20 protein-coding genes, 1 rRNA gene, 2 pseudogenes and 2 riboswitches are annotated in these 23083 nt (G+C 69.6%); of the genes and pseudogenes, 7 read left to right on the top strand and 16 right to left on the bottom strand.

Going from position 1 to position 23083, the window contains the following annotated elements:
* Positions 1-9: 9 nt before the first annotated feature.
* Positions 10-561 (bottom strand): hypothetical protein, encoded by a 552-nt coding sequence (locus ACSMXX_RS30230; RefSeq protein WP_473181824.1) that lies wholly within the window; start codon positions 559-561, stop codon positions 10-12.
* Positions 562-774: 213 nt separating this feature from the next.
* Between ACSMXX_RS30230 and ACSMXX_RS30225 the strand changes: the two genes are divergently transcribed.
* Complete coding sequence (locus tag ACSMXX_RS30225) at positions 775-1431, top strand: DUF4232 domain-containing protein (protein WP_473181823.1); 657 nt, start codon at positions 775-777, stop codon at positions 1429-1431.
* 29 nt (positions 1432-1460) lie between these two features.
* On the opposite strand, the gene ACSMXX_RS30220 is transcribed toward ACSMXX_RS30225, so the two are convergent.
* The gene (locus tag ACSMXX_RS30220; protein ID WP_473181822.1) at positions 1461-2075 is read right to left on the bottom strand and encodes a PadR family transcriptional regulator; all 615 of its coding nucleotides are present in this window, start codon (positions 2073-2075) and stop codon (positions 1461-1463) included.
* 334 nt (positions 2076-2409) lie between these two features.
* On the opposite strand from ACSMXX_RS30220, the gene ACSMXX_RS30215 reads away from it, so the two are divergent.
* The 3 genes from ACSMXX_RS30215 to ACSMXX_RS30205 all read left to right on the top strand — a co-directional run bounded on the left by ACSMXX_RS30215 (position 2410) and on the right by ACSMXX_RS30205 (position 4841).
* Positions 2410-3087, top strand: coding sequence for a GNAT family N-acetyltransferase (locus ACSMXX_RS30215; protein WP_473181821.1), 678 nt, complete (start codon positions 2410-2412; stop codon positions 3085-3087).
* 114 nt (positions 3088-3201) lie between these two features.
* Positions 3202-3612, top strand: coding sequence for a RidA family protein (locus ACSMXX_RS30210; RefSeq protein WP_473181820.1), 411 nt, complete (start codon positions 3202-3204; stop codon positions 3610-3612).
* A 395-nt stretch (positions 3613-4007) separates the two neighbouring features.
* Entirely contained in the window at positions 4008-4841 is an 834-nt protein-coding gene (locus ACSMXX_RS30205; RefSeq protein WP_473181819.1) for a PhzF family phenazine biosynthesis protein, read from the top strand.
* Positions 4842-4886: 45 nt separating this feature from the next.
* Here the strand turns inward: ACSMXX_RS30205 and ACSMXX_RS30200 are convergent, their stop codons facing one another.
* A complete protein-coding gene (locus tag ACSMXX_RS30200; RefSeq protein WP_473181818.1) occupies positions 4887-5723 on the bottom strand; it encodes a CPBP family intramembrane glutamic endopeptidase in 837 nt (278 codons plus the stop codon).
* Between the two features lie 114 nt (positions 5724-5837).
* Positions 5838-7334, bottom strand: a complete 1497-nt coding sequence (locus tag ACSMXX_RS30195; protein ID WP_473181817.1) for a glutamate-cysteine ligase family protein — start codon at positions 7332-7334, stop codon at positions 5838-5840.
* A gap of 574 nt (positions 7335-7908) precedes the next feature.
* Between ACSMXX_RS30195 and ACSMXX_RS30190 the strand changes: the two genes are divergently transcribed.
* Both ACSMXX_RS30190 and ACSMXX_RS30185 read left to right on the top strand, forming a co-directional pair.
* The gene (locus tag ACSMXX_RS30190; RefSeq protein ID WP_473181816.1) at positions 7909-8517 is read left to right on the top strand and encodes a hypothetical protein; all 609 of its coding nucleotides are present in this window, start codon (positions 7909-7911) and stop codon (positions 8515-8517) included.
* A gap of 293 nt (positions 8518-8810) precedes the next feature.
* Entirely contained in the window at positions 8811-9017 is a 207-nt protein-coding gene (locus ACSMXX_RS30185) for a DUF5999 family protein (protein WP_028437360.1), read from the top strand.
* Between the two features lie 84 nt (positions 9018-9101).
* Here the strand turns inward: ACSMXX_RS30185 and gcvP are convergent, their stop codons facing one another.
* The gene (gcvP, locus tag ACSMXX_RS30180; protein WP_473181815.1) at positions 9102-12002 is read right to left on the bottom strand and encodes an aminomethyl-transferring glycine dehydrogenase; all 2901 of its coding nucleotides are present in this window, start codon (positions 12000-12002) and stop codon (positions 9102-9104) included.
* 60 nt (positions 12003-12062) lie between these two features.
* Positions 12063-12188: riboswitch (glycine riboswitch) on the bottom strand.
* Positions 12189-12283: riboswitch (glycine riboswitch) on the bottom strand.
* Between the two features lie 256 nt (positions 12284-12539).
* Here gcvP and ACSMXX_RS30175 point away from each other — a divergent pair.
* A complete protein-coding gene (locus ACSMXX_RS30175; RefSeq protein WP_473181814.1) occupies positions 12540-12980 on the top strand; it encodes a PRC-barrel domain-containing protein in 441 nt (146 codons plus the stop codon).
* A gap of 71 nt (positions 12981-13051) precedes the next feature.
* Here ACSMXX_RS30175 and ACSMXX_RS30170 read toward each other — a convergent pair.
* The 11 genes and pseudogenes from ACSMXX_RS30170 to rrf form a co-directional block, all read right to left on the bottom strand.
* Positions 13052-14413: pseudogene (locus ACSMXX_RS30170) on the bottom strand (DNA polymerase IV); the annotation flags it as partial.
* A gap of 33 nt (positions 14414-14446) precedes the next feature.
* Positions 14447-15016, bottom strand: a complete 570-nt coding sequence (locus ACSMXX_RS30165; RefSeq protein WP_473181813.1) for a MerR family transcriptional regulator — start codon at positions 15014-15016, stop codon at positions 14447-14449.
* 226 nt (positions 15017-15242) lie between these two features.
* On the bottom strand, positions 15243-15716 hold the full coding sequence (locus tag ACSMXX_RS30160; protein WP_028437364.1) for a bifunctional nuclease family protein: 474 nt from the start codon (positions 15714-15716) through the stop codon (positions 15243-15245).
* A 479-nt stretch (positions 15717-16195) separates the two neighbouring features.
* Positions 16196-16639 carry an FHA domain-containing protein gene (locus tag ACSMXX_RS30155; RefSeq protein WP_473185041.1) on the bottom strand — a complete coding sequence of 148 codons (444 nt, stop codon included), beginning with the start codon at positions 16637-16639 and terminating at the stop codon, positions 16196-16198.
* 21 nt (positions 16640-16660) lie between these two features.
* A pseudogene (locus tag ACSMXX_RS30150) lies at positions 16661-16723 on the bottom strand (zinc-ribbon domain-containing protein); the annotation flags it as partial.
* Positions 16724-17156: 433 nt separating this feature from the next.
* The gene (locus ACSMXX_RS30145) at positions 17157-18221 is read right to left on the bottom strand and encodes a DUF881 domain-containing protein (protein ID WP_473181812.1); all 1065 of its coding nucleotides are present in this window, start codon (positions 18219-18221) and stop codon (positions 17157-17159) included.
* Positions 18222-18226: 5 nt separating this feature from the next.
* Positions 18227-18559, bottom strand: coding sequence for a small basic family protein (locus tag ACSMXX_RS30140; RefSeq protein ID WP_027750352.1), 333 nt, complete (start codon positions 18557-18559; stop codon positions 18227-18229).
* A complete protein-coding gene (locus ACSMXX_RS30135) occupies positions 18559-19455 on the bottom strand; it encodes a DUF881 domain-containing protein (RefSeq protein ID WP_473181811.1) in 897 nt (298 codons plus the stop codon). Before ACSMXX_RS30135 ends, ACSMXX_RS30140 begins: the two co-directional genes overlap by 1 nt.
* A 58-nt stretch (positions 19456-19513) precedes the next feature.
* Positions 19514-22009, bottom strand: a complete 2496-nt coding sequence (locus tag ACSMXX_RS30130) for a sugar phosphate nucleotidyltransferase (protein ID WP_473181810.1) — start codon at positions 22007-22009, stop codon at positions 19514-19516.
* A 108-nt stretch (positions 22010-22117) separates the two neighbouring features.
* Positions 22118-22726: a CDP-alcohol phosphatidyltransferase family protein gene (locus ACSMXX_RS30125; protein ID WP_473181809.1), complete on the bottom strand. Its 609-nt coding sequence runs from the start codon at positions 22724-22726 to the stop codon at positions 22118-22120.
* A gap of 148 nt (positions 22727-22874) precedes the next feature.
* Positions 22875-22991, bottom strand: a 5S ribosomal RNA gene (rrf, locus tag ACSMXX_RS30120).
* Positions 22992-23083 lie beyond the last annotated feature (92 nt).

Here is a 23083-nt window from a genome sequence, read left to right as displayed (position 1 = left end):
TTCATCATGTCAACCGCCGACAGGAGTGTCACCCCTCATACCCCTGACATCGAGTCCGGCGGCGAGCCCCGTCACGTCGACTCCCGCGGTGCGCAGCACCTCAGCCGCGCGGCAGTCCGCATCGGCCGCCAGGCCGGCGAAGAGGTCGACGGCGTCGGCGCGTGCCTCCCCCCGTGCGGAGGCACGGTCCAGTGCCACCTCCATCGCCACGGCGGCGGCCGGTGACCAGCCGGCCACGAGCGGGGGGTCCGTCCCCCGCGGTCGGGGGCCGCCGGTCTCCACCGTGTGCCGCCAGCGCAGCCCGTAGCCGATGCTGCGCTGGGCGAGATAGCCGAGCAGTTTCGCGGTCTGCGCACCGCCGCCGCCGAGGAACGCCCGTATGACGGGGTCCGATTCGAGAAGGCTGTGCAGCAGATGCGCCGTGTCCACCTCGCGGTCGCCGCCCCGCGCGGCGCGGCGGCGCGCGGTCGCGACGACGGCGGCCAGCTGTTCGCTGAGCCGGTCCTCGATCACCGCGCCGGCCGTGCTGCCGGCAGGCACTGGGGGCGTACTGGTGTCCACAGCAGCACCACATCACATGCACATCCGGCCACACATCGCCGTCACGGGGCATATGCACGTCCCCCGTTGGGAGGTGAGCCCCGGACCACGTCTCCTCCCTGAGGAGGAGCAGGGCCTCAGGGACCCCCGCGAAGGGTATGCAGGAACCGAATGCCCGGAACATTGCGTCTTGTTCCCCAACAACCCCCCATACGGCAGCACTTGGAGATTCCCATGGCAGACCACCATGCACGCTCCGTTCTCGCCGCTCTCGCCCTCGGTGCCGCTGTGACCCTCAGCGGGTGCGCCGGAGGCTCCGCGTCCTCGTCGTCGTCCGACTCACCTGCTTCGGTGGACGGCCCGGACTCGGGCTCAGCCGCTCCGCAGAAGCCCAGCGCGCAGGACGCCGAAGACGACGGCGCCCGCCGTCCGGACGGCTCCGGCAATTCGCAGAGCCGGCCGCGGTGGTGCACGACGGAGGCGCTGTCGGTCTCTCTGCGACCGGGACAACCCGCCGCCGGCAACCGCTATGCCGCCCTCGTCCTCGCCAACTCCTCGTCCACCCCCTGCCGTACGCAGGGCTGGCCCGGGCTCCAGCTGACCGGCGAGGACGGCGGGAAGATCCCGACCGAGGTCGTACGGGACCACTCCACCCCCTCGCGGCAGCTGACGCTCTCCCCCGGCGGCAAGGCGTCGGCCCGGCTGCACTGGACGGTCGTGCCGGGCGAGGGCGACCCCTCCGACGGAAGGTGCCCGGACCCGAAGGCGGTACGCGTGATCCCGCCGGACCAGCGCACCGCGAAGTCCGCGCAGTGGAAGCTGGGCGAGGTGTGCGGCGCCGGCGAACTCGACGTCCGGCCGCTGCTGCCCGGCGGGGGTCCGCCGCGCTGACCGGCGGGCGAAGGCCCACGGCGCAACGGTCACTCGTCCTCGGCGAGGATCAGATAGAGCTTCTTGCGGGCGTCGTTGACGACCGCGAGCGCCTTGTCCCGCTGCTCCGGGCTGCCGTTCGCCCAGACCTGCTGGAACGCGCTGACCAGAGCACCGCCGGCCTTGCGCACCTCGTTCATCGCCTCCCAGTCGATGCCGCGTCCGGCCTCCTCCCACGGAGCCTCCGGGCCGGCGTCGGCCTCCTGCCGTCCGGCGTCGGTGAGGGAGAAGAGGTTCTTGCCGCCCTCACTGGCGCTGCTGATCAGACCCTCGTCCTCCAGCAGCTGCAGCGTCGGGTAGACGGAGCCCGGCGAGGGCTTCCACGCTCCGCCGCTGCGCTCGGCGATCTCCTGGATCATCTCGTAGCCGTGCATCGGACGGTCCTTGAGGAGCGCCAGGATCGAGGCACGCACATCGCCGCGGCGTGCCCGGCCTCGCGGTCCCCCGCGGCCACGCCCCCGCGGGCCGAACGGCGGCCCGTCTCCGAAGGGCGGACCGAACGCACCGAAGGCCCGCCTCTCGGACGGACCGAACCCACCCGGGCCGCAGTGCCCCGGGCCGTGACCGCGCCCGCGGCCGCCCGGTCGCTGTTCTTCCTTACGCATGACGACATCCTTTCGATGATCTGTCTTCGACAGACGTTGACTTGTCGTGATGCGTCAACGATATATCGCTGATGCTCGTATGGCAATGCCCTGGTTCTCGCCCCGTCTGACCTGTCTCAGCGGAGCTGGCGTCGATCTCACCCAAGGTGCGCGGATGCGGTTCTGTCTCAGCGAAGGTTGCTATCCCAGCAGTTTGTCTCAGCGAATGTGCACCGGCGCTCATGCCGGGTGTCCGGTCGCATCGAAGTTTGAGTGCTTGGTCCGCGACGCCGTACTCGGGCCCGGCTGAATAAGGGATGCACGCTGTGAGGGCTCGGTCCTAGGGTTTGCGCCCATGTCCACGACCGCCTCGCCGCTGTCCGCGTATCCCCCGTTGAACCTGGAGGTGCACACGCCCCGGCTGTCCCTGCTTGGGGCGACAGATGAGCTCCTGGAACGCCTGGTCCCGACGGTGCGCAAGGGGATAGCCACGGGGCCTCCGTGGCCCTTCGACGATCCGATGTCCCTCTATGAGGAGGGGCCGGGACGCGAGTGGAGCTGGCTGCGGGAGGTGTGGAGGGGCCGAGGCCGTGTCGAGGCCGGCTTCTGGCGCCTTTACTTCGTCGTGGTCATCGACGGCGAGCCGGTAGGGATGCAGGACCTGATCGGCACCGACTTCGCCGCGTTCGGAACGGTCTCCACCTTCTCCTGGCTCAGCCCCGACGTGAGGGGCGGCGGCATGGGGAAGGAGATGCGGCAGGCAGTGCTGCATCTGGCCTTCGAAGGGCTGGGGGGCTGCGAGGCGAACAGTGATGCGTTCGTCGACAACCATGCCTCGAACCGTGTCTCCGAAGCCCTGGGATATGTGCCGAACGGCGTCACCTGGGACACCCGACGGGGCGAGCCGGCGGAGATCAAACGCTGGAGGCTGACCCGCGAGCAGTGGATCACGCGGCGGCGCGACGATATCGAACTCGTCGCTGTTGCTGACTGTCTGCCCGTCCTCGGGATCGCCCCGTCACCCCTGAACTGAGCAACGCGAAGTGACGGCGCTGCCGTGGGAGCGGCGAGAAACAGGAAGGCGGGACCCAACGGACGTTGGCAGAATGCCCGTCCTGCTCAACACCCGACGGAGGACCCGACGGCCATGCCTCGTGCCATCACTTTGATCCGCACCGCCTCTCTGTCCGACGTCGCTGAGTATGCCTACGCGGCCACGGCGCCCGCCGAGTCACGCCTGATCTTCCTCGCCGGCGCGTGTCCGCTGAACGATGACGGCTCCACAGCGGCGATCGGGGACTACGCGGGTCAGGCGACGAAGGCCATCGAGAACATGCAGACTGCTCTCGCTGCCTCGGGCGCGTCGCTCCAGGACGTCATCAGCACCAGGGTCCTCGTCGCATCGGCCCGGCAGGAGGACCTGGTGGCTGCATGGGAGGTAGTCCGGAACTCGTTCGCCGACCATGACGTCCCCAGCACCTTGATGGGCGTCACCGTGCTCGGCTACCGGAACCAGCTCGTCGAAATCGAGGCCGTCGCCGCCGTGCTCGATTCTTGAGCCCACTGCCACGCATCCCCCCCCCAGCCCGTGGTGGCGCAGGCCCGTTCGTCGCCGCGAAGGCATCCCGCGTCCGCTCGTCCATGTCGTGCTCGGCCCGGACATCCACGACTCGGGCATGCACTGCAGCCAGCCGGACTAAGCAGCCGGGAGCGTGGCGGCGCTGGCGCCTGCCGTCATGCCAGCGCAGCCAGAATGGCTGCGACGATACGGCCGTCACCTGCGGTCTCTGTCGAGCAGGATCAACCGGTCCCGCTCCAGCCAGGAACGAGCTTCCGTTCACCTTCGCTGAGTTTCACGGAATCTTCGTTGAGACAGGTCACCGCCCGTCCCGGTCCACCTGTCCGGCATTGGCCGTCGCCCGGTCCATCCGACGTCGCCTAACGTCCCGCGGCATGAGGATCCGTACAGTCGACGCCTTCACCGACCGTCCCTACAGCGGCAATCCGGCCGCGGTCGTGCTGCTGGAGGAGGAGTCGTTCCCGCCGGACGAACGCATGCAGAAGGTCGCCGGAGAGATGAACCTCTCGGAGACCGCCTTCGCACACCCGCTCTCCGGGGACTCGGAGGCCGACTGGGCGCTGCGCTGGTTCACTCCCACCACGGAGGTCGGTCTGTGCGGTCACGCGACGCTGGCCACCGCACACGTCCTGCACGGCGACGGCAGGAGCGAAGGCGCCGTCCGCTTCCGCACCCGCAGCGGTGTGCTCGGCGCGGCAACCGCGCCCGGCGGAGCGATCACACTGGACTTCCCCACGGCACCGCTCACCCCTGCCGCCGCACCCCCCGGTCTCGCCCCCGCTCTCGGCGCCGAGCCGGTCTCCGTGTACGACACGGGCCCGCTCGGCGATCTCCTCGTCGAGGTGGCGGACGAGCGGACGCTGCGCGCCCTCACCCCCGACAGCGCGGCGGTCGCCCGCCTCCCGCACCGGGGCGTCATCGTCACCGCGCTCGCGGAGGGCCGCACCGGCGGCACCCATGACGGCGGCCACGACTACGTCTCGCGGATGTTCGCCCCCGGCGCCGGTATCCCTGAGGACCCGGTCACCGGCAGTGCCCACACCGCCCTGGCGCCGCTGTGGTCCGGGCGGCTGGGCCAAGACTCCCTCACGGGCCTGCAGTGCTCCGCTCGTACGGGCCTGGTGCGTACGACACTGCGCGGTGAACGCACCGAACTGACGGGCGAGGCGGTCACGGTGCTCGACGCGCAGCTCTGTGCCGGATGGTGACGCGCGTCCGCCCGGAGAGCGCAGTCCCCGGCCACGCCCGTCGGTTCAGGGCGTAGGCAGCCAGTCCACCTTGCCGGCGAAGAGCGCGTAGCCGGTGAAGGCGACGATGTCGATCAGGGCGTGAGCCACCACCAGCGGCCCGACACGTCCCCAACGCCGGTAGAGCACAACGAAGATGACGCCCATCGCCATGTTCCCCAGCATGCCGCCGATGCCCTGGTAGAGGTGGTACGAGCCGCGCAGCACGGCGCTCACCCCGAGGGCGGCCCACGGTGAGTAGTGCAGCTGCCCGAGTCTGCGCAGCAGATAGCCGACGACGATGACCTCTTCCAGCACGGCGTTCTGCAGCGCGGAGGCGATCAGGACCGGAATCCGCCACCACACGTGCGGCAGGGACTCGGGGACCACGGTGAGGTTGAAACCGGCCTGCAGGGCGGCCAGGTACAGCGCAAGGCCGCTCCCGCCGATGGCGGCCGCCAGCAGCGCCCCGCGTCCCAGGTCGAAGCCGGGCCTGCTCCGGTCGAACCCGAGCGAGCGCAGCCCTCCCCCTGCGCCCGGGCGGCCCGGGCGGTGCTCCCAGCCCTCCCGCATGAGGAGGTGCGCCACCAGCGCCACCGGCACGAGCGCCGTGGCGATCCCGAAGAGCTGCCAGGCCAGGTCCAGCCACGGGCGGTCCGGGGCCCGTGAGGTGTTGAGCCGTGCGGCCTGGTCGGCGAGAGCCCCGGAGGCGGTCAGCGAGCCCACGAAGCTGATCAGCGCCGATACCGCGCTCGCCCCGAGCGACAGTGCCAGCACCAGCAGCGTCTCGCGCCGCAGTACGCGCTCCGTGAGCGTCTCCCCGGACGCCGGGGACCGGGCGGGGTCGCTCGCTTGCGACTGCACACATGCCTCCACTTCACCGGTACGCGACAGCCGGGGACGTGCATAGCTTGCCGGACGCGGACGGGGCGTGCGAAGCGGGGTCCGGCCGCACGGGCCGGGGCGCGGGCCGTACCGCTAGGCCCCTGGGGGCCAGGTGTGCACCGGCTCGCCCGTGCGGGCGAGTTCGCAGTAGCGCCGTGTGACCGCCGCGAGCGCCTTCTCCCGGTCGAGCCCGGAGTCGACGCAGCGGTGGTAGGCGGCGGCCTGCCACGAGGCGCCGTTGACGCGGCGGCGGCAGCGTTCCTCGATGATGCTCAGGCAGCGGTCGCGGTCGCCGCTCTCGACGCCCCACGCCTCCAGCCCGGCGGCCGCCATGGGCAGCAGTTCCTCCTGTACGAGCCGGACCGCCGGCACAGTGGCGAGGCCGCCGGGGCGGCCGGGCCGCGGCCAGGTCAGTTCGGCCTCGATGCCGTACCGGCAGGCCGCCTCGAAGTTCGCGGACGCGGCGCCGAAGGGCAGTCTCGTCCAGACCGGGCGCGGCTCGTCGGCGAGGCTGCGCACCAGTCCGTAGTAGAGAGCGGTGTTGGCGAGCACGTCCGCCACCGTGGGGCCCGCGGGCAGCACCCTGTTCTCCACGCGCAGATGGGGGACGCCGGCGGTGACCGCGTACACCGGCCTGTTCCAGCGGTAGACGGTCCCGTTGTGCAGCACAAGTTCCGGGAGGCCGGGGGTGCCTCCCTGCCGCAGTACGCCGTGCGGGTCCTCGTCGTCGCAGATGGGCAGCAGCGCGGGGAAGTAGCGCAGGTTCTCCTCGAACAGGTCGTACACGGAACCGATCCACCGCTCGCCGAACCAGGTGCGCGGCCGTACGCCCTGTGCGCTCAGCTCAGCCGGCCGGGTGTCGGTCGCCTGCAGGAAGAGCGGGATGCGCGACTCGCGCCACAGCTCACGGCCGAACAGGAAGGGCGAGTTGGCGCCCATGGCGACCTGCACGGCGGAGACCGCCTGCGATGCGTTCCACACGTCGGCGAAACGATCCGGCGTCACCTGCAGATGCAGCTGCACCGAGGTGCACGCTGCCTCCGGCGCGATCGAGGCGGAGTTACGGGTCAGCCGCTCGACGCCTTCGATGTCGAGGACGACCTCCTCGCCCCGCGAAGCCATGATCTGGTCGTTGAGCAGGGTGTAGCGGTCCACCTCGGTCAGGTTCGACGAGACGAGGTCCTCGTCCGTGAGCGTGGGCAGGATGCCGATCATCACGATCCGGGCGCCCTCTTCCCGGGCCTGCCTGTCGGCATAGCCAAGCCCCGTACGCAGCTCCTCCGCCAGCTGATCGAACACCCGCCCGGACAGGCGGTGCGGCACGATATTGACCTCGAGATTGAACTGCCCGAGTTCCGTCTGGAAATCCTGGCTGCCGATACGCCGCAGCACCTCGGCGTTCATCATGCGGGGCATTCCGTCGGCGTCCGCGAGATTCAGCTCGATCTCCAGGCCCATCAGATTCCGCGGGCGCTCGAACCGTCCCTCGTCCAGGAGCACCCCGAACGCCTCGAGGCACTCCTTCAGCTTCCGCCTGTACCGATGCCGAGCGGACAGGTCGAACCCGTCGGAGACGACCTTCTCACCCATCGGGGTGTCCCTCCTCGATACGGCCGCATGGTGTCAGCCATGATGCCCGTCGGGCAGGTGGATAACGCCTAGGCCGCGCGTTTTGAGACTCCCGTCCCGCCGGTCCTCCGGCAGGGGCCGCGCTCGATTCAAGGCCCGGCCCGGAAGGTACGAGTCCGGAACCCGGCCGCCGGTGACTGCCGCATATCGCGCCGGGCGTCACGTTCCTCTGGCATGCGGCAGGAGTCCCAGTCCGGACGCACAGTCATTGTGGGAAAGGCAGACAGGATCCGGCCGACCACCGGAGCACCGTCGCCCCAGGCAGCAGGCCCGGGCACCACAGGACAAGCAGTCAAGTACCGCACCACGCCGACCGGATACCGCCTTGCGTTAACAACCCTGGCGCGTTAGCAGAAATGGTGATGTAGCACCCTTCGTATAAACTCCGGGCAGAGGCCGAGGCGCGGTATCACCGGACGGTCCGGGGGCCCGCAGTCGACGCGTCCGCCCGCGGCTCGCGGTCTTCCCACGCCGACAGTGCTGTCCGCGCCATGCAGAGCACCACGTGATCTCCAGTGAGAGGTGGCGACCCATCATGCCGCTGCAGGTCCCTTCCGCCCCGGTTTCCGCATCACGCAGCGTCCTTGCGGCGCTTCGCACCCGGCCTCCCGCGCACCGGGGACGCACGCCTCTCACCGCGGACGGAGCCGGGCGCGCACTGGAGATCGAACTCCCGCTGCCCGTCCATGAGTTGACCGGAGACCGCCCGGCCGCCGCGGCCCCGTCCACGCGGCTCACCGGCTGGCGCTTCCTGCTGCGGGATGCGGGCGCCCCCGCCGGATCGGCCGCGGTCGGCGCCGCGGAGACACTGCTCACCTCCGACGGGTGGGCGTTCGCGTACTTCTGCGGCGGCCCCTACGTCGCCTCGTCCCAACGGGCCCTGCGGCAGGCCGAGTCGCTGCCCGGGCTCCACCAGCCCCGGCTGCTGTCCGTGCCGCGGCTGTACATGCTCACGCTGTGGCTGCACGGGAACGCCGACGCGGACATGACCGAGGGCACACCGCAGCCCTCCGACCTGCTGATCCCGCTGGCGCCCGCTCCTCCGGGCATCGCTGCCCGCGTACCGCACCGGGCGGACGCGCTGCTGCCGCTGCTGACCAGGCGTTCGGTCACGACGACGACGCTGCTGCGAAGCGGGGCGTGAACGAAGCGGGGGATGTGAACGAGGTGCGGTACGGTACGCGGCACCTCGCGCGGTTCCGGGCCAGGGCTCCCCGCAGCACCAATACGGCAAACCACCCGTAACAGCGGTGGAGTTGACGGCAACCACCCGCACGAGTGATGCGTCTGTCCTGGTTGAGGAGTGGTGACACGAAATCCCTGCGGAATCTCCTCCGCGGGGGAACACTGGGACACGCACCGGAACGGGGGGCGGCAATGGACACCGTTACCAGCCGCAACACGGACATCACGACACTACGGAAGACGACAGCGACAATGTGCCAGCACCAGCCACCTTGCCCGACAGCCGAGTCCGCCGACCGGGAAGCCGCACACCCTGTGGCTCACTTCCCGGAACAGGGCTGGAGCCTGCTGTGCAATGGTGTTCTCCTCTTCGAGGACACGGGTGAACTCCTGCCGGACGGCAAGATCATCGATCCGCACCGTCCGCTCGACAGCCGCAACATCGCCACCGCCGCCTGATCCCGCAGCGGCGCAGAGCCAGGGCCGGCCCGGTGTCCCACCGAACCGGCCCTGACGTATGCGGCGTTGCTCCGCCGCGCCGGCTCAGCCGTCGTACTCCTCCAACGGCGGGCAGGAGCACACCAGATTGCGGTCGCCGAAGGCGCCGTCGATACGCCGCACCGGCGGCCAGTACTTGTCCGAGGCGCTGACTCCCGCGGGGAACACCGCCTCCTCGCGCCCGTAGGGGTGCGCCCAGTCCCCGCTCAACTGCCCTGCGGTGTGCGGCGCGTTGCGCAGCGGATTGTTCTCGGCGGGCCACTCCCCCGAGCCGACCTTGTCGATCTCACCGCGGATCTCGATCATCGCCTCGCAGAAGCGGTCCAGCTCTGCCAAGTCCTCGCTCTCCGTGGGCTCCGTCATGAGCGTGCCCGGCACGGGGAACGACATGGTCGGTGCGTGGAAGCCGTAGTCGATCAGCCGCTTGGCCACGTCGTCGATGGTGACGCCGGTCTGCTTCGCCAGCGGCCGTACGTCGATGATGCACTCGTGCGCGACCAGCCCGCGCGGCCCCGTGTAGAGCACCGGGTAGTGCGGTTCCAGGCGCTTGGCGATGTAGTTCGCGCCGAGCACCGCGACCTGTGTGGCACGGCGCAGCCCTTCGGCTCCCATCAGCCGCACGTACGCCCAGGAGATCGGCAGGATCCCGGCCGAGCCCCAGGGTGAGCCGGAGACGGGGCCGATGCCGCTCGCCGGTCCCGCGGCGGGCTGCAGCGGGTGGTTGGGCAGGTGCGGGGCGAGGTGCTCGCGCACCCCGATCGGGCCGACGCCGGGACCGCCGCCGCCGTGCGGGATGCAGAAGGTCTTGTGCAGGTTCAGATGGGAGACGTCGGCACCGAACTTGCCGGGCCGCGCGAGCCCCATCAGCGCGTTGAGGTTCGCGCCGTCCACGTAGACCTGACCGCCGGCGTCGTGCACGGCGGCGCAGATCTCGGTGATGTTCTCCTCGAAGACCCCGTGCGTGGAGGGGTAGGTGACCATCAGCACCGACAGTTCGTCGCCGTACTGCTCGATCTTCGCGCGCAGGTCGGCGGTGTCCACGTCACCGTCCTCGCTGGTCCTGACGACCACCACGCGCATGCCCGCCATCACGGCGCTGGCAGCGTTGGTGCCGTGCGCAGAGGAGGGGATCAGGCACACGGTGCGCTGGTCGTCGCCGCGTGAGCGGTGGTAGGCGCGTACGGCGAGCAGCCCGGCCAGTTCGCCCTGCGAGCCGGCGTTGGGCTGCAGGGAGACCGCGTCGTAGCCGGTGATCTCCGCGAGCTGCTCTTCGAGCTGGCGGATGAGCGCAATGTAGCCCTCGGCCTGGTCGGCCGGTGCGAAGGGATGCAGCCCCGCGAACTCGGGCCAGGTGACGGCCTCCATCTCGGTTGTCGCGTTGAGCTTCATCGTGCACGACCCGAGCGGGATCATGCCGCGGTCCAGCGCGTAGTCGCGGTCGGCCAGCCTGCGCAGGTAGCGCAGCATCGCCGTCTCGGACCGGTACTCGTGGAAGACGGGGTGCGTCAGGTAGTCGTCGGTGCGCAGCAGCGCCTCGGGCAGTGCGTCGGGCAGGGCGTCGTCCGCAGCGCGGGCGTCCAGCTCGGCGGGATCCGCCTCGACGCCGAAGGCGGACCAGGCGGCCTCCAGCTGCGCCCGGTTCGTGGTCTCGTCGCAGGCCATGCCGACGTGGTCGGCGTCTGTCTCCCGCACATTCACACCGGCTTCCCGCGCACGGGCGACGATCTCGGCCGCACGGCCCGGCACCCGGGCGGTGACGGTGTCGAAGTAGCTGCCGTGCACGATCTCGACGCCGCCTGCGCGCAGCCCCTCGGCGAGCAGCGTCGCGTAGCGGTGCGTACGGCGTGCGATGTGCGCAAGGCCCTCCGGCCCGTGGTGCACCGCGTACATCCCGGACATCACCGCGAGCAGCACCTGGGCAGTGCAGATGTTGCTGGTGGCCTTCTCGCGGCGGATGTGCTGCTCGCGGGTCTGCAGGGCGAGGCGGTAGGCCTGCGAGCCGTCGGCGTCCTTGGAGACTCCGACGAGGCGGCCGGGGAGGCTGCGCGCGTAGCTCTCGCGCACCGACATGTAGCCCGCGTGCGGCCCGCCGAAGCCCATGGGCACACCGAAACGCTGACTGGAGCCGACTGCGATGTCCGCGCCGAGCGAGCCCGGGGAGGTCAGCAGCGTGAGGGCCAGCAGATCGGCGGCGACGGTCACGACCGCACCCAGTTCGTGAGCCTGATCGATGACGGCACGGTGGTCCCGCACGGCGCCGGAGGCTCCCGGGTACTGCAGCAGCATCCCGAAGACGCCCCGCTCCGCCACGTCCGCGGGGATGCCGTCGTCCAGGTCCGCTACGACGACCTCGACGCCGGTCGGCTCGGCGCGGGTGCGGATGACGGCGATCGTCTGCGGAAGGCAGTCCGCGTCGACGAGGAAGACGCCTTGCTTGACCTTGCCGACACGGCGGGAGAGGGCCATGGCCTCGGCCGCCGCCGTGGGCTCGTCCAGGAGGGAGGCGCCGGAGGTCGGCAGACCCGTCAGGTCGGCCACCATGGTCTGGAAGTTGAGCAGAGCCTCCAGGCGGCCCTGCGAGATCTCCGGCTGATACGGCGTGTACGCGGTGTACCAGGCCGGGTTCTCCATGACGTTGCGCAGGACGACCGCGGGCGTGAAGGTCCCGTAGTAGCCGAGGCCGATCATGGACGGGAGCACCTGGTTGCGGGCGGCGAACTCCCGCAGCTCCGCGACGACCTCGGCCTCGGTTCGGGCGGGAGGCAGACGCAGGGCCTCATTGCTCTTGATCACTTCGGGGACCGCCGCGGCCGTCAGCTCGTCGAGGGAGCCGTACCCGACCTGGGCGAGCATCTTGGCCTGCGCACCGGTATCGGGGCCGATGTGCCGTCGTTCGAAGGGAGTTCCGCGTTCCAGATCGGTGAGAGGGATGCGGTTGGCAGTCATCTGCGGGGGCCTCCTGGTCGCTGTGACCTACGGGGACACCATGGCGCTGGTGCCCGGACGCCCTCCCCCTCTGTCATCTCGACCTGAGAGTTTCACCGGTCCGCCCGGCTGGACGGGAACCCGGCTTTCACCGTCGGTGAGGAGGAGCCCAGGCACTGCTCGGCCCGCCCTGCTTTCCAGAGTGACCTCGCCCGCGCGGTACGTGAGCCTGAGAGATTCCGGGGAGGAGTTGCTCCTTCGGCGCCTCCGGCTGCACCGGAGGACTCTCCCGCTCGGGGTCAACAGCCGCTTCCGAGCCTACCAGCGGTTTGTCCGGCAGGAGCCGGAGGTGCACTCGGGTGGCCAACCGCTGAAATGTGCCTTTGGGTGGTAATACGGCTTGTACGACCGGCTCCCGGCGTCCCCCGGCGCCCCCGCAGCACGCCGTTGCGCGGCAGTACGACAGGCCGAGGGAGGGGTTCGTCAAACCACCAGACCCAGGACCGGCCTCTTATCGTCACGCACCCGGTGCCCTGGTCACGTCGACTTGGAGGGACCGTGCAGCACGACATCGATCCCCGGAGCCTGATCGGACGCAAAGCACTCGACAGCAGCGGCTGCAAGATCGGAACGGTGGGCGAGGTGTATCTCGACGACGCGACGGGCGAACCCGAGTGGGCTGCCGTGCGCACCGGGCTTCTCCGGCGCGAGACCCTCGTACCGCTGGAGCCGAGCGAACTCGTCAGCGGCTTCCTGCGCGTCCCCTTCGACCGCGCTCTGGTGCGCAGCACCCCCGTACTGGGCGTGGGCAGACACCTCTCCCCCCGCCAGGAGCTCCAGCTCTATCTCCACTACGGACTGGACGTGCCGCCCTCCGCGGAAGCCTCGCGCCCCTCTGCCTCCCCGTCCCCGGCGTCCGAGGACTCTCCCGCCGCTTCCTCCTCCGTCTCACCCGCTCCCGACAGGGACTTCGGGCGGATAGCGGGTTCCGAGAGCTGAACCGATTCCTCCCTGGCCGCCTCCCCCGTCCGGCCCAACGAGTCCGTACTTTCCGTGCGCGACATCGCCGCGAGGGGCGGCGGCTCGGCCGCCTCCAGAGCGGGATCGTCCACGGAGAAGGTACGGACTCGCCCGGGCACCGACCCCGGATCCTCAAACCGCACGGTGACCCGTCCGAGGCCGCTGCCCTGCACCCAGCCGTGGCCATGTTCCGCATGCCGTACGTCCCGCCCCGGGACCCAGCGCCGGTCGGCCGGCGCCTCGGCCGCCTCGGGCGCGGCCGCCGGGCCCGGTCCCTCCCGCTGCCGGGCGTCGTCGGCCGCCGCCATCGCTTCAGCCGCATCCGCCGTGGCCTGTGCCTGTGCGAACAGGTCCTCCTGTGTGAAGTCCGCCAGACCGCTCACGCCGACACCGAGCAGCCGTACCCCGGCGGTGGTGTCCACCGTGTCGATCAGCCTGGCCGCCGCCTCCCGCACCACGCCGCGGTCGTCGGTGGGGCCCCGCAGCGTCTCCGAGCGCGTCAGCGTGGAGAAGTCGTAGCTCCGCACCTTGATCGCAACGGTGCGCCCGGACCTCCCCGCCGCCTGCAGCCGCTCCACACAGCGGTCGGCTAGCCGCGCGACATGGGCCTGTACGAGCGCCCGGTCGGTGAGGTCCACGTCGAAGGTGTCCTCCACCGACACGGACTTCGCATCGCGCTCCGCGATCACCGGGCGGTCGTCCCATCCGTTCGCCATCGCGTACAGCGAGGTGCCGTGCGCTCGGCCGAGGAGCCTCAGCAACTCCGCCTCTCCCGCCTCCGCCGTGTCCCCGACCGTGGTGATCCCCGCCCGGCGGAGGACCTCGGCCGTGGCCGGGCCGACCCCTGGCAGGGTGCGTACGGACATGGGAGCCAGGAGCTCACGCTCCGTCCCCGGCTCTATGACGACGAGTCCGTCCGGCTTGGCCTCCTCCGATGCGATCTTGGCCAGCATCTTGGAGCCGGCCAGTCCCACCGATCCGTTGAGGCCCGTGCTCTTGCTGATGCTGTCCCGCAAGCGCTCACCGACGGCCCGTACGGCAAGGGAGGCAGAGCCTTCCGTCAGCGCGTCACCCGCCTCGAGGTCGACGAACGCCTCGTCCAGGCTGAGTGGCTCCACGAGCGGCGACAGCTCACCGAGGATCTCCATCACGGCTTCGCTCACCTCCCGGTAGAGGCTGAAGCGAGGTGCGAGATAGGCGGCATTGGGGCACAGCCGACGGGCCTGCGCCATGGGCATGGCCGAATGGACGCCGAAGATCCGCGCCTCGTACGACGCCGTGGAGACGACTCCGCGCGGGCCGAGACCGCCCACGACGACCGGCTTCCCCCGGAGGCTGGGCTTGGAAGCCTGCTCGACGGCAGCGAAGAAGGCGTCCATGTCCAGGTGCAGGATCGTCGGAACGCTTCTCACACTTGTCGATGCTGCCGCATGGGTCCGACAGTCTCAGCCGGCGCGGTTGCGGCGCCGTGCCAGTTCGTCCCCGGGATGGTCGCCGACGATGGTCTCGCCCGAGTCGACGTGTTCGCCGTGCAGCTGCGCCAGGGCCGCCTCGACGTCCTTCCACACCACTCCCACGGCGATCCCGAAAACGCCCTGTCCGCCCTGCAGCAGGTCGACGACCTCGTCGGGCGAGGAGCACTCGTAGACGGTGGCGCCGTCGCTCATGAGCGTCATCTTGGCCAGGTCGGTCCGGCCACGGGAGCGCAGGTGCTGGACGGCGGTGCGGATGTTCTGCAGCGATACGCCGGTGTCCAGCAGCCGTTTGACGATCTTGAGGACCACGATGTCGCGGAAGCTGTAGAGCCGCTGGCTGCCGGATCCGTACGCGGGGCGGATGCTCGGCTCCACGAGCCCGGTGCGCGCCCAGTAGTCGAGCTGGCGGTAGGTGATGCCTGCGGCGGAGCAAGCAGTCGGTCCGCGGTATCCGACCAGGTCCTGTGATTCGGCCCCTGCGCTCTCCCCCGGCGACGGCGCTGTGGAACCCCCCGGCGGAGGAGAACCGTCCGCTGCCATACCGTCGCCGGTACTTCTCACGCCGACCTCCGTCCTCCACGTCCCGGGGCATACCCCAGGACCTGCCTCACTGAAGGTAGGCAGTCACCCGTGGTGCGTCAACGATCGCCACACTCGGCACGCCGGGTGATATTGCCCCAAGGAGTGGTTTGCCGTAACCGTGAGCAGGGAAGACGTCACGGTCCACACGCGGGCGGAGCGGGCGCGGGACGGCGGCCCGGGAGGGTCACTGACTACTGGTGCCGAAGTCCTCGGGCGAGATCTGGTCGAGGAACTCGCGGAACTTCTCCACCTCGTCCTCCTGCTCGTCCGGAATGGCGATCCCCGCGTCGTCCAGCACACCTTCGCTGCCGTAGATCGGCGTACCGGTGCGCAGAGCAAGCGCTATGGCGTCCGACGGGCGGGCGCTGACCTCGACGCCGCTGGCGAAGACCAGCTCGGCGTAGAACACGCCTTCGCGCAGGTCGGTGATACGGACGGCCGTGAGCTCCTGCCCCACAGCCTCCAGGACGTCCTTGAACAGATCATGGGTGAGCGGGCGAGCAGGCGTCATGCCCTGCTGCGCGAAGGCGATCGCGGTCGCCTCCCCTGGGCCGATCCAGATGGGGAGGTACCGGTCGCCACCCACTTCACGCAGCAGCACGATCGGTTGGTTGGAGGGCATTTCGACCCGGACACCCACAACGTCGAGCTCGTTCACACAGCAACCCTAGGCCGTGCCCCGCCTGTTTGGGTAGTCGGGACCCACCCTGAGCTGTCGTATGAACCTACTCACCCGGCCGCCGCTCCACGTCGCCCTGCTCAGCGGCCCGGAACCGCGGCGCCGCCCGCACAAAGGCCGTACGGACCTGCATGGACGGTGGCCCACGACGCGGATTCCCCGCCCGGGCGGACAGCCGGCGCCCCGGAGGTGTCCGTACGGGCGGAAATCCGCATCGGGCCCGGACGACGGCGTCCAGCTGCTCTTTGATCACTTGAGAGGGGACGTTGGTCACAGTGCAGCCGCCGGGACGCCGCCGAGCCCTGCGGCGAGCGCGGCGCTGGCCCTGCGGCGACGTGGCAGAGCCCGGCCCTCCGTGGTCTCACGCGGACCGGTCTTCGCAGCCGTGACCGCAGGGCTCTCTGCCCACCGCCTGTGGCAGGGCTCCGTGGGCCTGCGACGTATGTCAGACCGGTATGTCAGACCGCGCGCTTGCTGGCGAAGAAGACGAGGCGGAACTTGCCGATCTGCACCTCGTCGCCGTTGGCGAGCGGAACGCCGGCTTCGATGCGCTCCCGGTTGACGTACGTGCCGTTGAGGCTGCCGACGTCCGAGACGGTGAAGACACCGTCGGGGCCACGGCGGAACTCCACGTGCCGCCGCGAGACAGTCACATCGTCAAGGAAGATGTCGCTCTCGGGATGGCGGCCTGCGGTGGTGAGCTCCCCGTCCAGCAGGAAGCGGCTGCCGGAGTTGGGCCCGCGGCGGACGACCATCAAGGCTGAGCCCAGGGGAAGCGCGTCGACCGCGGCCTGTGCCTCCGGGGAAAGCGGCGGAGTCTGCTGGCCGGTGGCCTCCGCCTCGTAAGCCTCCAGGCCGGAGATCGAGATGGTGGAGGTCGTCTCGGAGGAACCCTCGACCACGGGGGCCCCGCCCCGGAGCGGTGCCCCGCAGTTGGAACAGAACCGGCTCGCCTCTGCGACCTGGGTCCCGCACCTGCTACACACCGGCACGGCAGATCCTCCACCCTTGTTCGAGGTTGATGGTGCACCGGAACCTATGCGGCCCGATGCTGCGGGGTCAACCGAAACCCCGTCCTGACCACCCGCATGGCCAGCGCCGGGAGCGGTGATCTCGTCGCGGAACAGCGGCCGTCCGGCACCCTCGCCCTCGGTGCCCGCCGCAGCATCGTGCTGCCGGGAGGTCCGGCGCCGCGCGGCGTTACCGCCGTGGTCCTGGCGGCCCTTGCCGAACAACCTTGCAAAAAAACTCACGGGCGATTCCCCTCGCACGAAACAGACCCGCCCGTGGGGCAGGACAGACCTTCGATGCTCTCACTCCGCCGGTACGACGCCCAGACAACGTCCCTGGCCTTCGGACAGTTTCCCTCACGCGATGGTCACCGGGTCCGCCGACCCCCCGCAAGACTCCGCCGCCACCTCAACGCCCGGATGACCGAGCGTAATCAGGCCGTTTCGCAGAGCGCAAGGCGTTCACGACGATCTCCTGGGACGGCTTGACCGAGGCGTCGGCCTGTTCCTTCCGCAGCGTCTGCACGACACCGCCGGGGATGTTGAGGGCCGGCTCCAGGTCCTTGGGCTTGCCGATCACCTGAAAGCGGTACGGCGGACTGATCTTGTGTCCGTCCACACTCACACCGCCCGGGCTGTCCGAGAAGTACGTATTCGCAACCACTCGTACGTTGTTGACCTCGATCGCCTCGGCGCCGGCGGCACGGAGCTCCTGCACGGCGTCGAGGAGCATGTCCGCCTCGACGGACTTGCCGGGATCAGACACGGTCAGCTCGATCCCCGGCCCCTGAGCGCCCACCGTACCTGCGAGCACGCCGAGTTGGCGTGCCTTCTGGCGCGTCTGCTTGCGGGCCTCCTCGGCCTGGTCCGAGCTGTTCTCCAACTCGGTGCGCTGGCCCTCGAGACTCTGCTTCTCGTCCTCGAGCCGCTTGGTGCGGTCGTCCAGTTCGTCGAGGATGCGCACCAGGTCCTCCTGGCGCGCGCCGCGCAGCGCACTGTTCTCACTCGTGGAACGGACCTGGATCGCCAGCCCGAGGCCGAGCACGAACAGCAGGAGCGCGACGATGAGTTGGGCTCTCGTCACACGGGGCGGCCAGACCGCCTGCGCCAGCCGCTGCCGGCCCGTACGCTCCGGCTCCTGCGGAACACCTGCGGAATCAGCGGGTGTTGGCTGCTGCTCACGCGCAGGTTCGCGTGGCGCCCCTCCGCGTGCGTCCCCGTCTTCCGAGTCGCCGGGCTCCGAGTCAGCGGGCTCCACCGGGTTCTGCGGCGGATGCCGCGAATCCCCGTCCGGGTCGCCGTCGTCACCGGGCGACCTGCCGGGCCGGGCGCTCCCCGCGCTCCCGGGCGTGCGTCCTTCCCGCTCTTCCTCAACTGGCCGGGAGGGGCCGCGGTCCCGGTCCGGGCCGCCCTCCCCCGCCGGCTCCTCGGGGGGCAGTTCACCGGGGTGCTTGTTGCCGTCTCCGTCGCTCATCGGCCTCACGCCCGGAACACGTGCCGCCGGATCGCGGCTGCGTTGGAGAAGATGCGGATACCGAGCACCACCACGACGCCGGTGGACAGTTGTGCACCCACACCGAGCTTGTCGCCGAGGAACACGATCAGCGCCGCGACAACCACGTTCGACAGGAACGACACGACGAACACCTTGTCGTCGAAGATCCCGTCGAGCATGGCCCGCAGTCCGCCGAAGACCGCGTCCAGCGCCGCGACAACGGCGATCGGGAGATAGGGCTCGACGACCGTCGGGACGACGGGCCGGACCACGAGCCCGGCCACGACCCCGACGATGAGGCCCAGTACGGCGATCACTATCTGCTGCCCTCTCCTGTCTGCACCGGCTTTGCCGTTCGTACGATCAGGCTCGGCGCGGCGGGCAGCCGCACCTCGTCCTGAGTGCTGATGCTGGTGCGCACACCGTAGTTCTCCTGCAGCACCTGCAAGTACTGCCCGTCGGCACTGTCCTGGAACGCCGTGCTCATCTTCTTCCCCGGCCCCAGAGCGAGAAGGGTGTACGGAGGCACGAGCGGCTTGTTGTCCACAAGTATCGCGTCGCCCGCGGCCCGGATCGCCGAAAGTGACGTCAGGCGCTGACCGTTGACGGACACGGCCTCGGCTCCCGACTCCCAGAGGCCGTTGACCACGCGCTGCAGATCCCGGTCGCGCACCCGCCCGTTGTCAGAGAATCCGCTGCTCTGACGGGGGCCGCCGGAGTCACTGTCCTGCGTGTCCTTGGCGTCGTCGACGGTCAGCTTGATGCCCGGCCCGTGCACTGGCAACGCGCCCGAGAGCAGCCCTGCCACCTCCGCCTCGTCGCCCCCGTGCTTCTCAAGAGCCTTGCGCTGCCGCGCCTCGACGTCCTTACGGAGCTGGTCGACGCTCTTCTGCAGTGAGTCCGCACGCCGGTCGCCGTCGTCGATCCGTGTGATCAACTCCTGCCGCTCCTTGGCGAGTTCGGGTGCGGACACCCGTGCCTGGGCGGCCCCCACGGTGACGACCAGCGCGGCCAGCACCAGCCCGGCGGCGAGCCAGAGCTTCGCGCTGACGGTCCGCGGCATGCCGGACCGGCCTTCGGCTCCGCGGCGGGCAGCGGCCTGTGCGTACCCGTCGTCGAGGCTGTGGTGCATCGCGTTGGTCAGCAGCGACATGGAGGCATCTGGCCGCGCACGCCCCGAAGCCGTACTCCCTTCAGGGTGCTGCTGCGACATGACGCACATCGTCGCACGGCAAGGTCACTGCCGCCGAACCCGCCCACCCCTTCTGCGATCAGCGGCCCGCGCTGTCGACCACTGCGGACCATTCGTCCAGCAATGCCTGCGCCGAGGCGTCGTCGGGCCCTTCCGCCCACAGATGGGTGACCGCCTCTGCGGGATCAGGAAGCACCATCACCCACCGGCCGTCGGACTCCACGATCCGGATGCCGTCCGTGGTGTCCACGGAACGGTCGCCCGCGGCCTCGACGACGGTCCGCATGACGAGCCCCTTCACCGCCCAGGGTGTCGCGAGGTCACGCTTGAGTACGTGTGCCCTCGGAATACGTGCGTCGATCTGGCTGAGTGTGAGCTGCGCCCGGGCGACGAGACCGATGAGGCGTACGAAGGCGGCCGAGCCGTCGAAGACGGAGCTGAACTCCGGGGTGATGTACCCACCACGGCCGTCGCCCCCGAAGACCGTCGTCTCGTCACGGCCGACGCGCGTCAGGTCGTCGGGGGACGTCGTCGTCCACTCCACCTGTGTGCCGTGGTAGGCCGCGACCTGTTCGGCGATACGGGTCGTGGTCACCGGCAGAGCCACCTTCCCGCTGCGCCGCTCGGCGGCGATCAGGTCGAGCATCACCAGGAGTGCCCTGTCGTCCTCGATGATCCGGCCGCGCTCGTCCACGAGGGACAGGCGGTCACCGACCGGGTCAAAGCGGATGCCGAAGGCGGCGCGCGCGGAAGCGACGATCTCGCCGAGCCTGACGAGGCCCGAGCGGCGCTCGTCGGCGGTCTCGGTCGGGCGGGACTCGTCCAGGCCGGGGTTGATGGTCAGCGAATCCACACCGAGCCGCCCCAGGAGGCTCGGCAGAACGAGCCCGGCGCTGCCGTTGGACGCGTCCACGACGACCTTGAGGCCGGCCTCCTCGACGCCGGTGGTGTCGACGGAGCGCAGCAACGAGCCCGTGTAGGAGTCGTACACGCTCGCGGGGAACCGCAGATCGCCGATCTCGCCCGGGAACGCCCGCCGGTACTCCTGCCGCGCGAAGACCCGGTCGAGTTTGCGCTGCGCGGCCTGGGACAGGTCGGCTCCGCGTTCGTCGAAGAACATGATGTCGACGTTCTCCGGCACTCCGGGTGTCGTACGGATCATGATGCCGCCGGCGCTTCCGCGTGCCGTCTGCTGGCGGGCGACGGGCAGCGGGACGTTCTCCAGGTCCCGCACGTCGATGGCGCTGGTCTGCAGCGCGGAGATCATGGCCCGCTTCAGCGCGCGGGCACCGCGGGAGTGGTCGCGAGCGGTGGTGACGGTCGACCCCTTCTTCAGGGTGGTCGCGTAAGCCCCGGCGAGCCGTACGGCGAGTTCCGGCGTGATCTCGACGTTCACGATTCCCGAGACGCCACGCGCGCCGAAGAGATGGGCCTGGCCCCTCGACTCCCAGATGACCGACGTGTTGACGAACGCGCCTGCCTCTACGGTCTTGAAGGGGTACACCCGCACATTGCCCTGGACGATGGACTCCTCGCCGATGAGGCACTCGTCCCCGATGACGGCACCGTCCTCGATGCGGGCCGCGCGCATGATGTCGGTGTTCTTGCCGATGACGCAGCCGCGCAGATTCGCCTGCGGCCCGATGTAGACGTTGTCGTCCACGACGGCGCGGTGGAGGAAGGCGCCGCTCTTGACGACGACGTTGGAACCGATGACGGAGTGCTCGCGGAGTTCGGCGCCCGCTTCGACCTTCGCGTAGTCACCGATGTAGAGAGGGCCACGCAGCACCGCGTCCGAGTGGACCTCGGCGCCCTCGGCGACCCACACGCCGGGGGAGATCTCGAAGCCGTCGATGTCGACCTCGACCTTGCCCTCGAGCACGTCGGCCTGTGCCTTCACATAGCTTTCGTGTGTGCCGACGTCCTCCCAGTACCCTTCGGCCACGAAGCCGTAGACGGGCTTGCCTTCCTTCATCAGCTGCGGGAAGACGTCGCCGGACCAGTCGACGGACACATCCGGTTCCACGTAGTCGAAGACCTCGGGCTCCATGACGTAGATCCCGGTATTGACGGTGTCCGAGAAGACCTGCCCCCAGGTGGGCTTCTCCAGGAATCGCTCCACCCTTCCGTCGTCGTCGACGATGGTGATACCGAACTCGAGGGGATTGGGTACACGCGTGAGGCAGACGGTGACGAGCGCGCCCTGCCGCTTGTGGTACTCGATGAGTTCGGTCAGGTCGAAGTCGGTGAGCGCGTCTCCGGAGATGACGAGGAAGGAGTCGTCCTTGAGGGCCTCTTCCGCATTCTTCACGCTGCCCGCCGTGCCGAGGGGCTTCTCCTCGTTGGCATAGCTCAGCTCCATGCCGAGCTCTTCACCGTCCCCGAAGTAATTCCTGACGAGGGACGCGAGGAATTGCACGGTCACCACGGTCTCGTTGAGTCCATGGCGCTTCAGCAACCGCAGCACGTGCTCCATGATGGGCCGATTGGCCACGGGCAGGAGCGGCTTGGGCATGCTCGAGGTCATGGGGCGAAGGCGGGTCCCTTCGCCGCCGGCCATAACGACGGCCTTCATATCGGAAGCGTCCTCCTCGGTAAGACGACGGTCATACCGACTTCCCCGATCAGGGATGAACCACACATTGCCCAGGCGCGAACCAGCCGCTCCGTCCTGGGAGAATTCTCACGCGGCGGTCGTTCCCGCGTTGAGCAGACGACGCACCTGGACCACGTACAGGATCCCCGCCCACCAGTAGAGCGCCGTTCCCCAGCCGGCGAAGGCCCATCCGAAAACTGCCGCAAGTGACGCGATCCAGCCGGTGCCGTCACTGAGAAGCAGCAGCGGAAACGCGTACATCAAGTTGAACGTCGCGGCCTTCCCGAGGAAGTTCACCTGCGGGGGCGCATAGCCGCGCCGGTCCAGAAGCCACACCATCACCAGAAGGAGAAGTTCGCGCGCCAGCAGCGTCGCCGTGAGCCACAGCGGGAGGATCTCGCGCCATGTGAGCCCGAGCAGTGTGGAGAGGATGTACAGCCTGTCGGCAGCAGGGTCCAGGATCCGGCCGAGATCGCTCACCTGGTTCCAGCGGCGCGCGAGCTTGCCGTCCAGGTAGTCGCTGATGCCGCTGAACGCCAGGACCAGCAGTGCCCAGCCGTCGCAGTTCGGCCCGCCGAAGACCGGCCAGAGGATCAGCCACAGAAACACAGGCACGCCGACGAGACGAGCCATGCTGAGGATGTTCGGGATGGTGAAGACCCGGCCCTCCGCGGACTTCCTGTCCTGGACCTCCACCGGAAGCCTCCTGTGAACACTCGCGTCGACGATGCACCCAGACACTACCGGCACAGCCATGCCCCGGGTACAGGGCCCCCGTCGTACGCAGAGAAGCCCCGTTGGTGTGGGTTGTGTTCCCATTCCAACGGGGCTTCTTCTACTGGTAGTTCGGCGGTGTCCTACTCTCCCACACGCTCCCGCATGCAGTACCATCGGCGCAGTAAGGCTTAGCTTCCGGGTTCGGAATGTGACCGGGCGTTTCCCTCACGCTATGACCACCGAAACACACCCCCCACACAACGGTGGGGGAAACCTGTGTATGTGTGTGTCAGCGCACTATTCACATATCAACAACCGCCCCGGCTGCCCCTGCTT

This window comes from Streptomyces sp. DSM 116795, from assembly GCF_055792905.1.
Note: the sequence above shows the minus strand (reverse complement) of the source record. Positions and strands in the feature narration are given on the sequence as shown.